9 protein-coding genes are annotated in these 12,489 nt (G+C 69.1%); 2 read left to right on the top strand and 7 right to left on the bottom strand.

The genetic code is table 11. The annotated features are described in order from the left end of the window. Positions 1-798: 798 nt before the first annotated feature. Both ACIRFL_RS40610 and ACIRFL_RS40615 read left to right on the top strand, forming a co-directional pair. Positions 799-1,338 (top strand): winged helix-turn-helix domain-containing protein, encoded by a 540-nt coding sequence (locus ACIRFL_RS40610; protein WP_404039769.1) that lies wholly within the window; start codon positions 799-801, stop codon positions 1,336-1,338. Then, entirely contained in the window at positions 1,335-1,883 is a 549-nt protein-coding gene (locus tag ACIRFL_RS40615) for a transposase (protein ID WP_404039825.1), read from the top strand. The genes ACIRFL_RS40610 and ACIRFL_RS40615 overlap by 4 nt, the downstream gene beginning before the upstream one ends. A 59-nt stretch (positions 1,884-1,942) precedes the next feature. On the opposite strand, the gene ACIRFL_RS40620 is transcribed toward ACIRFL_RS40615, so the two are convergent. From ACIRFL_RS40620 to ACIRFL_RS40650, 7 genes are all read right to left on the bottom strand, one after another. Continuing rightward, positions 1,943-3,922, bottom strand: coding sequence for a TIGR03960 family B12-binding radical SAM protein (locus ACIRFL_RS40620; RefSeq protein ID WP_404039772.1), 1,980 nt, complete (start codon positions 3,920-3,922; stop codon positions 1,943-1,945). Between the two features lie 70 nt (positions 3,923-3,992). Continuing rightward, on the bottom strand, positions 3,993-5,507 hold the full coding sequence (locus ACIRFL_RS40625) for a CHAD domain-containing protein (protein WP_404039775.1): 1,515 nt from the start codon (positions 5,505-5,507) through the stop codon (positions 3,993-3,995). 102 nt (positions 5,508-5,609) lie between these two features. Beyond that, on the bottom strand, positions 5,610-6,809 hold the full coding sequence (rodA, locus tag ACIRFL_RS40630; protein ID WP_404039778.1) for a rod shape-determining protein RodA: 1,200 nt from the start codon (positions 6,807-6,809) through the stop codon (positions 5,610-5,612). Beyond that, complete coding sequence (gene mrdA / locus ACIRFL_RS40635; RefSeq protein WP_404039780.1) at positions 6,806-9,055, bottom strand: penicillin-binding protein 2; 2,250 nt, start codon at positions 9,053-9,055, stop codon at positions 6,806-6,808. Before mrdA ends, rodA begins: the two co-directional genes overlap by 4 nt. A 135-nt stretch (positions 9,056-9,190) precedes the next feature. Then, positions 9,191-9,868: a rod shape-determining protein MreD gene (mreD, locus tag ACIRFL_RS40640; protein ID WP_404039783.1), complete on the bottom strand. Its 678-nt coding sequence runs from the start codon at positions 9,866-9,868 to the stop codon at positions 9,191-9,193. Between the two features lie 14 nt (positions 9,869-9,882). Next, the gene (gene mreC, locus ACIRFL_RS40645) at positions 9,883-10,968 is read right to left on the bottom strand and encodes a rod shape-determining protein MreC (protein ID WP_404039786.1); all 1,086 of its coding nucleotides are present in this window, start codon (positions 10,966-10,968) and stop codon (positions 9,883-9,885) included. A 162-nt stretch (positions 10,969-11,130) separates the two neighbouring features. Then, complete coding sequence (locus ACIRFL_RS40650) at positions 11,131-12,150, bottom strand: rod shape-determining protein (RefSeq protein ID WP_004001297.1); 1,020 nt, start codon at positions 12,148-12,150, stop codon at positions 11,131-11,133. Positions 12,151-12,489 lie beyond the last annotated feature (339 nt).

Raw genomic sequence — 12,489 nt, forward strand, 5'->3', positions numbered from 1 at the left:
AGATCCTCGCCAAGGTCCGACTCGTCCAGACCAGCGTGAAGAAACTCGTCAATAACAACTCGAAGTAACTCAATCAGGGTCACGAGACACTAGTGTTTTCCAGAACCTTCTTTGCGACTCGCTCACGGCCCCCCTGCTCTCGTAGGACTACAGCACTGTTTGGGTGACTGATCACATGATGCCTTGTGGCTGAGAGCTGAGGAGGACGAATCTACGAGCAGACCACGCCCGGCGCTGTCGATGTCCGCTGGAGTTGGCGGAAGGGCCGTGGCCTGGAGCTGCTTCGGGGCGAGTGATCATGGTCCCGTTCGCTCCCAGCGCGTCGGGCAGTCTGTGGACCTGCCCGGTAAAGCACGACGTTGGGGCCACGATCTCCGAGGCTCGCTCCAAAGTGGCTCCGTAAAGCCGTGGGGCCGACTGCCCAGCCACTACTCCTTCTCTCGCAGCAAGTGGCTGATTGCTCGGCGCGGGGCACGGGTGGTGGCCGGGCTGGATCGGGGCGGAGGCGGGAGCGCTGGCCCGGCCGGGGGGGCAGCGCCGCGTGCGGGGAGCGGAGCAAGCCGCCTGGAACCAGTAGCGAACGCCATGACTCAGCCGTAGCGGGCTCAGACCCACTTCACCTCTGAGTGGATGCGTGAGGAGGCTGCCGGCTTTGGCAGGGGTGTACGGAGGCTCCGCTTCGGGGGCGCCGACCGACGTCCGTCAACGCCGGCAGCGGCCAGCACAGCCGCTACTGACATTTGCGGCGTGTTGTCGTTGAGGGCTGACGATGTGTGATCGTCGCGGTATTCCTGTTGTGTGAGATATCCGCAGGGTGGTGGGCTGACGCCTGAACGGCAGGCGTTTCGCGAGCGGATCCGGCTGGAGGCTGCGGAGCGATTCGCTGCGGGCGCCTCCAGCGCCGAGGTCGCCAAGGACTTACGGGTGAGTGTGCGCTCGGTGCAGCGCTGGCGCCGGGCCTGGCACGACGCCGGAGCCGAGGGGCTGCGGTCTGCTTGGCCCGTGTCACGGCCCAGGCTGAGCGAGGCTCTGTTCACCGTGCTTGAGCAGGAGCTGACGAAGGGGCCGGTCGCGCACGGCTGGCGCGACCAGACGTGGACGCTGGCGCGGATCAAGACGCTGATCGGGCGCCGGTTCCACAAGAGCATGACGCTGTCGGCGATCGCGCGGATGCTGCACCGGCACGGCTTCAGCCACCAGGTCCCGGCCCGCCGGGCGGTCGAGCGTGACGAGGAGGCCGTGGCGGGCTGGGTGAAGGAGACCTGGCCGCAGGTGGAAGGTCCGCGGCGGCGCTCGACGCCTGGCTGTGCTTCGAAGACGAAGCCGGCTTCTCGATAACGCCGCCCACCTCCCGCACCTGGGCCCGGCGCGGACGCACACCCGTCATCCGGGTCCGGGGACGCTCCCAGCGCCGCTTCTCCATCGCCGCTCTGGCCTGCTACAAGCACGGTGAACGCTCACGGCTGATCTACCGGCCCAAGCGGCATCTCGATCACAAGCGCGGCGGCAGACGCAGTTTCACCTGGACCGACTACCGCGACCTGCTCATCGCCGCACACCAGCAACTCGGCGCACCCATCGTGCTCGTGTGGGACAACCTCAACGTCCACAAGGACCGCCGACTACGGCAGTTCATCGGCACCCATGACTGGATCACCTGCTACTTCCTGCCGGCCTACGCACCGGACCTCAATCCCGTCGAGGGCATCTGGTCCCTGCTGCGGCGCAGCAGCCAGGTCAACACCGCCTTCACCGACCCCGACCACCTCATCAGCACGCTCCGACACGGTCTCCGCCAGATCCAGTACCGCAGCAACCTCATCGACGGATGTCTCGCCGAAACCGGACTCACGCTGACGACATCACGGCAACAACGTCAGTAACTCCTCCTCGCTCACCCCCCGCCAGGGCCTCCATCGCCCGTTCGAGTGCCCCCCTCGCCTCAGTGCGCGTGGCCGCTCGAAGCTGGCGTCGGACCTGCGTTCTTGACCGTCAGGGGGAGCAACTTCTTGCCGGTTGGGCCGATTTGGATACTGGTGTCCATCTGCGGGCACACCCCGCAGTCGAAGCAGGGGGTCCAGCGGCAGTCTTCGACCTCTGTTTCTTCGAGGGCGTCCTGCCAGTCCTCCCAGAGCCAGTCCTTGTCGAGGCCCGAGTCGAGGTGGTCCCAGGGGAGGACTTCCTCGTAGGTGCGCTCGCGGGTGGTGTACCAGTCGACGTCGACGCCGAACGGGGCCAGGGCCTTGTCGGCGCAGGCCATCCAGCGGTCGTAGGAGAAGTGCTCGCGCCAGCCGTCGAAGCGGCCGCCGTCCTCGTAGACCGCGCGGATCACCGCGCCGATGCGGCGGTCGCCGCGGGAGAGCAAGCCCTCGACGATGCCGGGCTTGCCGTCGTGGTAGCGGAAGCCGATCGAGCGGCCGTACTTCTTGTCGCCGCGGATCTTGTCCCGCAGTTTCTGCAGGCGGGCGTCCGTCTCCTCGGCCGACAGCTGCGGGGCCCACTGGAAGGGCGTGTGCGGCTTGGGGACGAAACCGCCGATCGAGACCGTGCAGCGGATGTCGTTGGAGCCGGAGACCTCGCGGCCCTTCTGGATGACACGGGTCGCCATGTCGGCGATCTGGAGGACGTCCTCGTCGGTCTCGGTCGGCAGGCCGCACATGAAGTACAGCTTCACCTGGCGCCAGCCGTTGCCGTAGGCGGTCGCCACCGTGCGGATCAGGTCCTCTTCCGAGACCATCTTGTTGATGACCTTGCGGATGCGTTCCGAGCCGCCCTCCGGGGCGAAGGTCAGGCCGGAGCGGCGGCCGTTGCGGGTCAGCTCGTTGGCCAGGTCGATGTTGAAGGCGTCCACGCGGGTGGAGGGCAGGGACAGACCGATCTTGTCGTCCTCGTAGCGGTCGGCCAGGCCCTTGGCGATGTCGCCGATCTCCGAGTGGTCGGCTGACGACAGCGACAGCAGGCCGACCTCCTCGAAGCCCGTCGCCGTCAGGCCCTTGTCGACCATCTCGCCGATGCCGGTGATGGAGCGTTCGCGCACCGGGCGGGTGATCATGCCGGCCTGGCAGAAGCGGCAGCCGCGCGTGCAGCCGCGGAAGATCTCCACCGACATGCGTTCGTGCACCGTCTCCGCGAGCGGCACCAGCGGCTGCTTGGGGTAGGGCCACTCGTCGAGGTCCATCACCGTGTGCTTGGAGACGCGCCACGGGACGCCCGACTTGTTGGGGACCACCCGGGCGATCCGGCCGTCGGGGAGGTATTCGACGTCGTAGAACGCAGGGACGTACACCCCGCCCGTCTTCGCGAGCCGGAACAGGACCTCCTCGCGGCCACCGGGGCGGCCCTCGGCCTTCCACTCGCGGATGATCCGGGTCAGGTCGAGCACGGCCTGTTCGCCGTCGCCGATCACGGCCGCGTCGATGAAGTCGGCGATCGGCTCCGGGTTGAAGGCGGCGTGGCCGCCGGCCAGCACGATCGGGTCGTCGGTCGTGCGCTCGCGTGACTCCAGCGGGATACCGGCCAGTTCCAGGGCCGTCAGCATGTTCGTGTAGCCCAGCTCCGTGGAGAAGGACAGGCCGAACACGTCGAAGGCGCGGACCGGGCGGTGGCTGTCCACCGTGAACTGCGGTACGCCGTGCTCACGCATCAGCGCCTCCAGGTCCGGCCAGACGCTGTAGGTGCGCTCGGCGAGGACGCCGTCCTGCTCGTTGAGTACTTCGTAGAGGATCATGACGCCCTGGTTGGGCAGGCCGACCTCGTACGCGTCCGGGTACATGAGCGCCCAGCGGACATCGCAGGAGTCCCACGGCTTGACCGTGGAGTTGAGCTCTCCGCCGACGTACTGGATCGGCTTCTGCACATGCGGGAGCAGGGCTTCGAGCTGTGGGAAGACGGATTCCGCGGCCTCGGCGGCTTCGGCAGGCATCTCGCGAACCTTCGTGAGCTGAAAGGGGTGACCATCAAGCCTAACCCGCTCGGGGGCCTCCCCCGCACGCTCAGCCGGGCGCCCGGGACGCGGCCTGCTGCCGGGCGTCGGGCAGCTCGGCCTCCACGGCCGCCGCCCGCTGCTCCTCGCGCCCGTACAGCACGCCGTAGGTGAACGTGTTCTCCCCGGCCGCGTGGGCGACGGCGGACAGCTCGCGCAGCGCCTGGCGGGCCATGACGCTGTCCTGGTGGTCGCCGAGCAGGGTCTGCAGGGACTTCATGGCCTGGACGAGGTCGGCGGCCGGGTCGCCGAGCGCAGGGGTGGCGGCCTCCGCGGCGTACCGGGTCCGCTTGGACTTCTTGCGGGCCTCGTGGATCGCCACGTCGCGTTCGCGGCTGGGCGGGAGGTCGATGGCCTGCTCGATCAGCGTCGAGACCTTGGCGTGCTCCTTGCGCAGGGCTTTGGCGATCACCTTTTTCGGCTTGCCGGCCGCGGCCGGGAGCAGCGGGGGGTCGGTGACCAGGGCGTCGAGGGTGTCGAGCAGGGTCAGATAGCGTCGGGAGTCCAGGACGCCGGCGAGCCGGCGGCGTGATCCGCCGCGGCGGGTCTTCGCCCAGGTGCGCAGCCGGGCGCGGACGGGGCCGGCGACGAGGGTGCGGGGCAGTTCGGCGAGGGCCGCGGTGACGCGTTCGGTGAGTACTTCGCGGTCGCGGTCCACGCCGAGTTCGGCGGCGAGCCATTTGAGTTCGTCGCCGACGGGGTCGGTGACGGTGCGGTCGAGGACCTTGCCGTAGCAGCGCAGGGCGCTGCGCATCCGGCGGGTGGCGACGCGCATGCGGTGCACGGAGTCGTACTCGTCGCGTCGTACGGCCGGGTCGAGTTCGATGATCGCGTCGCGCTGGGCGCGGACGTAGGCGAGGACGTGGTCGCCCGCGGTGACGGGTTCGGCGGGTGTCTGCGGGTGCTGGGGGCGGCCGGTGCCGTCCGGCGGGGCGGTGTCGGCGAGGGCGCGGGCCAGCTTGGACGGGGACGCGGACGGCCGTACGCCCGCCTTGCGCAGCCGCTTGTCCACCTTGTCGAGGAGGCCGGGGGCGGCTCCTTCGGCGAGTTCCACCTCGATCTCGGTCCACTGGGCGGTGCCGCCGTGGCCGGTGAGCCGTTCGGCGGTGACGGTGTCCACGCTGACCTCGGCGAGGAGTGTGCCGTCGGCGTCGACGAGGTGGCGCAGGTCGCGGGCGGAGCGCAGCCGGACGACGGGGATCAGTGCGGCGTCGCGGGTCCGGGAGCGGGTGAGGGCGGCGAGGGTGCCGGGGACGCGGTCGGAGTGCGGGGCGTGGATCTCGTCGCGGACGCCGGGGGCGACCGGGAGTTTGAGGTGCCAGCCGGCGTCGGTGCCGCCGGTGCGGCGGCGCAGGGTGACGGCGTGCGCGGCCAGGCGCTCGTCGGCGGTGTCGTAGTAGGTGGCGTCGAGCTGTACGACGCCCCGGTCCAGGATGTCCGCCACTCCGGCGACGCCGGTCAGGTCGGGCAGGCCGCTCTCGTCGGCTTCGTACTTGCGCTCGATCTCGCGCTTCGCATCCGCCATGGACCGAATCTAGTGGCAGCCGGGCCGGTACGGCAGGGTCAGGCCCGGGTGAAGGGCGGGAAGTCTCCCGCCCTTCACCCGGGTGAACCCGGCCGGCCGGTGTCAGGCGGACATCGGGCGCTGCACCCGGATCGACTGCAGCAGTCCCACCGCCACCCATACCGCGAACATCGACGTGCCGCCGTAGGAGACGAACGGCAGGGGCAGTCCGGTCACGGGCATGATGCCGAGGGTCATGCCGATGTTCTCGAAGGCCTGGAAGGCGAACCAGGCGACGATCCCGGCGGCGACGATGGTGCCGTACAGCTCGGTCGTCTCGCGGGCGATCCGGCAGGCCCGCCACAGGACCACGCCGAGCAGGACGATGATCAGGCCGGCGCCGACGAATCCCAGTTCCTCGCCGGCGACCGTGAAGACGAAGTCGGTCTGCTGTTCCGGGACGAACTGGCCGGTGGTCTGTGAGCCGTGGAACAGTCCGGCGCCGGTGAGCCCGCCCGACCCGATGGCGATCCTGGCCTGGTTGGTGTTGTAGCCGACGCCGGACGGGTCGAGGCTCGGGTTGGCGAAGGCGGCGAACCGGTTGATCTGGTAGTCGTCCAGGATGTGCAGCTGCCATACGGCGATCGCGCCGAAGGCGCCCGCCGCGATCAGGCCGAAGATCCAGCGGTTGGACGCGCCGGAGGCGAGCAGCACGCCCAGGACGATGATGACCATGACCATGACCGAGCCGAGGTCGGGCATGAGCAGTACGACCAGGATCGGTACGGCGGCCAGCCCCAGGGCCTGGAGGACGGTGCGATGGTCGGGGTATTTCTTGTCGCCGGCGTCGACCCGGGCGGCGAGCAGCATGGCCATGCCCAGGATGATCGTGACCTTCACGAACTCGGACGGCTGGAGCGAGAAGCCGCCGCCGAGCACGATCCATGAGTGGGCGCCGTTGACCGTGGAGCCGAGCGGGGTGAGCACCAGCAGCACGCCGAGCAGGGAGAGGCCGTACAGGATCGGTACGGCGTTGCGCAGGGCGCGGTGGCCGAGCCAGACGGTGCCGATCATCAGGCCGAACCCGATGCCGGTGTTCATGAGGTGGCGGATGAGGAAGTAGTACGGGTCGCCCTGGTTGATCTCGGTGCGGTTGCGGGTCGCGGAGTAGACCAGCAGGGAGCCCAGCAGGGACAGGGCGAGGGCGGCGAGCAGTATCGGCCAGTCGAGGCGGCGGGCCAGTGAGTCGCGGGCGAAGAGGCGGGTCCAGCCGGCCCTCTCGGGCCCGTACCCGGAGACGGAGAAGCTGTTCGCGCCGGTCATGTGAGCATTCTCCGACCGCCCCGGCGGCGTGGCCGCCGTCTGCGGGTGTTGCTGTTGCCCGTGCCGGGCGGGGTGGTCGCCGCGGGCGGTGTGCCGTCCGCGGGCGCCGAAGGCGACGGGGAGGTCAGTACGTCCTTGACCGGGTCGTCGGAGATCTTCGGGGAGGTGATCGTGCCGTCCGTGCGGACCTTCGGCAGGCCCTTCTGCGGGGTGGGCAGCAGCGCCTTCTTGTTGTCGATGGAGCCGTCGGCCTGGACGCCGTACAGCGCGTTGTAGATGTTGCGCACGGCTTCACCGGAGGCCCCGGAACCGGTACCGGCCTGGGCGATGGTCATGATGACCGTGTAGTCCTTGGAGTACGTGGCGAGCCAGGACGTGGTCTGTTTGCCGTAGACCTCGGCGGTGCCGGTCTTGGCGTGCAGCGGGATCTTGTTCTGCGGCCAGCCGCCGAACTTCCAGGCGGCGGTGCCGCGGGTGACCACGCCGGCGAGGGCGTCGTCCATGCCCTTGAGCGCGGCCTGGTTGATCGGCAGTTTGCCGTGCGCCTTGGGCTTGATCTCCTGGACGGTCTTGCCGTCGGCGCTGATGACCGCCTTGCCCAGGGTGGGCGTGTACATGGTGCCGCCGTTGGCGAGGGCGCCGTAGATCACGGCCTCCTGGATGGGGGTGACGAGGGTGTCGCCCTGCCCGATGGAGTAGTTGATCTCGTCACCGGCGCGCATCTGGTTGCCTTCGAGGCAGTTCTCGTAGGCGATCTTCTCGACGTAGGAGCCGTCCTTCTTGCCGCTCTTGCACCAGGCGTCCTTGTTGGCCTCCCAGTACGCCTGCTTCCACTGGCGGTCGGGGACGCGGCCGGTGACCTCGTTGGGCAGGTCGATGCCGGTCTCCTTGCCGAGGCCGAACTGGTGGGCGGCCTTGAAGAAGTAGTCCTTGGGCTGGCCCTTCTTCGGGTTGATGCCGCCGTCCTTCTTCCACTCGTTGTGGGCGAGGCCGTAGAAGACGGTGTCGCAGGAGACCTCAAGGGCCCGGCCGAGCGAGATGGGGCCGAAGTTCTCGCCCTCGAAGTTCTTGAAGACCTGGTTGCCGACCGAGTAGGAGCTGGTGCAGGGGTAGCCGCCGTTCCAGGTGTAGCCGGCCTCGACGGCGGCGGCGGTGGAGACCACCTTGAACGTGGAACCGGGCGCGGACTGACCCTGTATGGCCCGGTTGAGCAGCGGGTAGTCGGAGTTCTTCCCGGTGAGGGCCTGGTAGTCCTTGGCGGAGATACCGCCGACCCATACGTTCGGGTCGTAGGTCGGTGCGGAGGCCATGGCGACGACCCGGCCGGTCTTGGCCTCCATGACGACGACGGCACCGGAGTCCGCCTTGTAGTTCGTCCCGGTGATCTTGTCGAACTGCTGGCGGGCCGTCTTCATCGCCTTGTCCAGCTCGAACTCGGCGACGCGCTGCACCCGGGAGTCGATGCTGGTGACCAGGTTGGCACCGGGTTCGGCGGCGTCGGACTCGGCCTTGCCGATGACACGGCCGAGGTTGTCGACCTCGTAGCGGGTGACGCCGGCCTTGCCGCGCAACTCCTTGTCGTACTGGCGCTCCAGACCGCTGCGGCCGACCATGTCGGAGCGCAGATACGGCGAGTCGCTGTCCTTGGCCTGCTGGATCTCGTCGTCGGTGACCGGCGAGAGGTAGCCGAGCACCTGGGCGGTGTTGGCCTTGCCGGGGCTCGGGTAGCGGCGCACGGCCTCCGGCTCGGCGGTGATGCCGGGGAAGTCCTCGGAGCGCTCGCGGATCTGCAGGGCCTGCTTGGGGGTGGCCTCGTCGGTGATGGGGATCGGCTGGTACGGCGAGCCGTTCCAGCACGGCTGCGGGGTCTTGGCGTCGCACAGCCGGACCTTCAGCATGACCTCCTCGGGGGACATGCCGAGGACACCGGCCAGCTTGGTGAGGACCGCCTTGCCGTCGTCCTTCTGCCTGAGCAGTTCGGTACGGGAGGCGGAGACCACGAGGCGGGTCTCGTTGTCGGCGAGCGGCACGCCGCGCGCGTCCAGGATCGCGCCGCGCACGGCGGGCGCCACGACCTGCTGGACGTGGTTGCCGGACGCCTCCTTCTGGTAGGCGGCGCCCTCGCGGATCTGGAGGTACCACAGCCGGCCGCCGAGGGTGCCGAGCAGGGAGAGGACGAGGATCTGGATGACGACGAGCCGGATCTGAACCCGTGGGGTCCGCCCGGTCTCCGGGATGTTAGTCATGGGCGAAGCCCATTCCTTCAAGGGTGGTGGTGGGAGACGGGTGGGCGTTGGTCACTGTGGTTGCCGCCCCCTCTCAGTGGATGCCTGTGTCATATCCGACGAAGCTGTGCACGCCCGTCGTGAACTGCCGCCGTCTCACAGCCGCTTGACCCCCTTGATACGGCCGACGCGCGTGCTGCGGATGCGGGCCTTGGCCTTCAGACCGCCGAGGCCGCCGCGCTGGCCGCCGATGCGCAGTCCCGTGCCGGAGGAGAGCCAGCCGGAGGAGATGTCCGTGCCCTTGGCCGCCGAACCGCTCTCGGCGAGCGGGTCGTTCTCGGCGCGGCGGGCCAGGGCCATGATCCCGGGCACCACGAACGGCGCGAGCAGCAGGTCGTACAGGGCGGCGGTGAACAGCAGTCCGCCGAGGCCGACATGGCGGGCGGCGGTGTCGCCGACGAGGGCGCCGACGCCCGCGTACAGCAGGGTCGAGCCGATCGCGGCGGCGACCACCACGAGCATGGAACCGGTGGCCGACTTGAGCCGGCCGTAGTCGGGTTTGGCGAGCCCGGCGAGATAGCCGATGACGCACAGCACCAGGGCGTAGCGGCCGGCGGCGTGGTCGGCGGGCGGCGCGAGGTCGGCGAGCAGGCCCGCGCCGAAGCCGACGAGGGCGCCGCCGACATGGCCGTACACCAGGGCAAGGCCGAGGACGGTGAGCAGCAGCAGATCGGGGACGGCGCCCGGCAGGTGCAGGCGGGCGAGAACGCTCACCTGGAGCACCAGGGCGACGACGACCAGGGCGGTGGAGAGCAGGATCCGGTTGACGCGCATGGGGGATTCAGCTCCTACTGCTGCTGATCGGTCGTGTCGGTCTGCGGCTGATCGGTGCCGCCGTTCTGCGGCTGATCGGTGCTGCCGTCCTGCTGCCGGCCGGTGCTGTCGTTCTGCTGCCGGCCCGTGCTGTCGTTCTGCTGCTGGTCGCCGCCGTTGTTCTGCCGCCGGTCGCCGGTGCCGGCCCCGTTCGCGGACGGGGTCACCGTGACGGTCACCGTCGGGGTCGGGGTCGGCTTGGGCTTGGCCGGGAGCACCTGGTCACGCGGGTCCTTCTTGGGGGCCTGGACGACGACGCCGACGATGTCGAGCTTGGTGAAGCCGACGTACGGCGTGACGGACAGGGTCCGGGTCAGACCGCCGCCGGACGGGTCGACACGGGAGACGACGCCGACGGGCACGCCGGGCACGAAGGGCCGGTCGGCCTGCGAGCCGAAGGTGACGAGCCGGTCACCCTTCTTCACCTCCGCCTTGCCGTTGAGGAGTTCGACGCGCAGCGGGCGGTCGCCCTGCCCGGAGGCGAAGCCCAGTTCGTCGCTGCCCTCCAGGCGGGTGCCGACGGTGAAGTCGGGGTCGCTGGCGAGCAGCACCGTGGCGGTGTCGGGTCCGACGGTGGTGACCCGCCCCACGAGTCCGTCGCCGTTGAGGACGGTCATGTCGCGCTTGATGCCGTCGCCCGCGCCGACGTCGATGGTGATGGTCCAGGAGAAACCCTGGGCCGCTCCTATGGCGATGACCTGGGCGCCCTTGATGCCGTACTGGCCCTCACCCGCGATCTTCAGCATCTTGTCGAGCTGGTTGAGGCGGCTGCGGTTGCGGTCGTCGCTGCCGAGCTTCGCCTTGAGGGCCGCGTTCTCCTTCTCCAGCCGGGCGAGCCGGTCATGGCGTTCACCGGAGTCGCGGATCGCGGAGACCGCGTTGCCGACGGGATCGACCGCCGAGGACACCCCGTTCTCGATCGGACCGAAGACCGCTGCAGCGGCCTGCCGGGCACCGTCGACCGGGGAGTTCTGGCCGCCGCGGATATCCACAGTGATCAGCGCGAACGCGATGGCGATCAGCAGCACCAGGAGCAGCCGGCTCTCTTTCGTGTCCCTCACGTGCGGCGGCCGTGCCCTTCCTATAGGAATTCGGGTGGCCCCCTCGGAGCGCGAACCCTAAGCGCACACCCTGGGGGCCCAATTGCGGGAGCTTATGCCTCTATATCAACGATCCGCCGTACGAGAGGGGATCATCTCGTACGGCGGAATCGAAGAGTTGTGTCATCTGCGCGGCTGGGCGTCCAGAACCTGCTGGAGCGCCTCGAACTCCTCGACGCACTTGCCGGAGCCCAACGCCACGCTGTCCAGCGGGTCCTCGGCGATGTGGATCGGCATGCCGGTCTCCCGGCGCAGCCGCTCGTCGAGGCCGCGCAGCAGGGCACCGCCGCCGGTCAGGACGATGCCGCGGTCCATGATGTCGCCGGACAGCTCCGGCGGACACTTGTCGAGGGTCGTCTTGACCGCGTCGACGATCGCGTTGACGGGCTCCTCGATCGCCTTGCGCACCTCGGCGGCGGAGATGACGACCGTCTTGGGCAGCCCGGACACCAGGTCCCGGCCGCGGATTTCGGTGTGCTCGTCGGAGTCGAGGTCGTACGCCGAACCGATCGTGATCTTGATCTGCTCGGCCGTCCGCTCACCGAGGAGGAGGGAGTACTCCTTCTTGATGTGCTGGATGATCGCGTTGTCCAGTTCGTCGCCCGCGACGCGGATGGACTGGGCGGTGACGATGCCGCCGAGCGAGATGACCGCGACCTCCGTGGTGCCGCCGCCGATGTCCACCACCATGTTGCCCGTGGCCTCGTGGACCGGCAGCCCGGAACCGATGGCGGCGGCCATGGGCTCCTCGATGATGTGCACCTGGCGGGCGCCGGCCTGGGACGACGCCTCGATGACGGCGCGGCGCTCGACGCCGGTGATACCGGAGGGCACGCAGACGACGACGCGCGGCCGGGCGAGATACCGCCGCTTGTGGATCTTCAGGATGAAGTAGCGGAGCATCCGCTCGGTGATCTCGAAGTCGGCGATGACACCGTCCTTCAGCGGGCGCACGGCCACGATGTTGCCCGGCGTCCGTCCGATCATCTTCTTCGCTTCGGCACCGACCGCGAGGATGCCACCGGTGTTGGTGTTGATCGCGACCACGGACGGCTCGTTGAGTACGATCCCGCGACCCCTGACGTACACCAGCGTGTTGGCGGTCCCGAGGTCGACAGCCATGTCACGGCCGATGAACGACATTGAGTTCCCCATCAGGATTCGTCTGGCCTTCCTGGGAGCTTTTGAGGGCTTTTCAGGTCGGCGAAGTGGGTGCGGTGACGTGAAGGCTTCCATCGTAGACGCGCCTGCACGAACACTGCGCGAGGGTCTTCGCCATTGTCATCATGCGCGCAGCCGCCTCGCTTGTGGAGACGGGCCAACGGGGGCACTCGTTCCCCCGATCGCCACGCATATGCCGAGCGGCGGCCGATAAGGTACGTCAACCACAGCTCAGGCGCCCGCTGCCGCTGACGCGCCCTCAGAAATATCCGCAGAACTTCCCCGAACGACGGACACGACAACCCGTCTGGCCGAACCGGG

The sequence above is a fragment of the Streptomyces sp. NPDC102462 genome (assembly GCF_044765425.1).
Taxonomy (GTDB): Bacteria; Actinomycetota; Actinomycetes; order Streptomycetales; family Streptomycetaceae; genus Streptomyces.

What these genes read in the sequence shown, in the direction of transcription:
- ACIRFL_RS40650 (WP_004001297.1), bottom strand. Translation starts at nt 12,150, where the DNA reads ATGTCGTTCATCGGCCGTGACATGGCTGTCGACCTCGGGACCGCCAAC.
- ACIRFL_RS40620 (WP_404039772.1), bottom strand. Translation starts at nt 3,922, where the DNA reads ATGCCTGCCGAAGCCGCCGAGGCCGCGGAATCCGTCTTCCCACAGCTC.
- mrdA (WP_404039780.1), bottom strand. Translation starts at nt 9,055, where the DNA reads ATGACTAACATCCCGGAGACCGGGCGGACCCCACGGGTTCAGATCCGG.
- rodA (WP_404039778.1), bottom strand. Translation starts at nt 6,809, where the DNA reads ATGACCGGCGCGAACAGCTTCTCCGTCTCCGGGTACGGGCCCGAGAGG.
- ACIRFL_RS40625 (WP_404039775.1), bottom strand. Translation starts at nt 5,507, where the DNA reads ATGGCGGATGCGAAGCGCGAGATCGAGCGCAAGTACGAAGCCGACGAG.
- mreD (WP_404039783.1), bottom strand. Translation starts at nt 9,868, where the DNA reads ATGCGCGTCAACCGGATCCTGCTCTCCACCGCCCTGGTCGTCGTCGCC.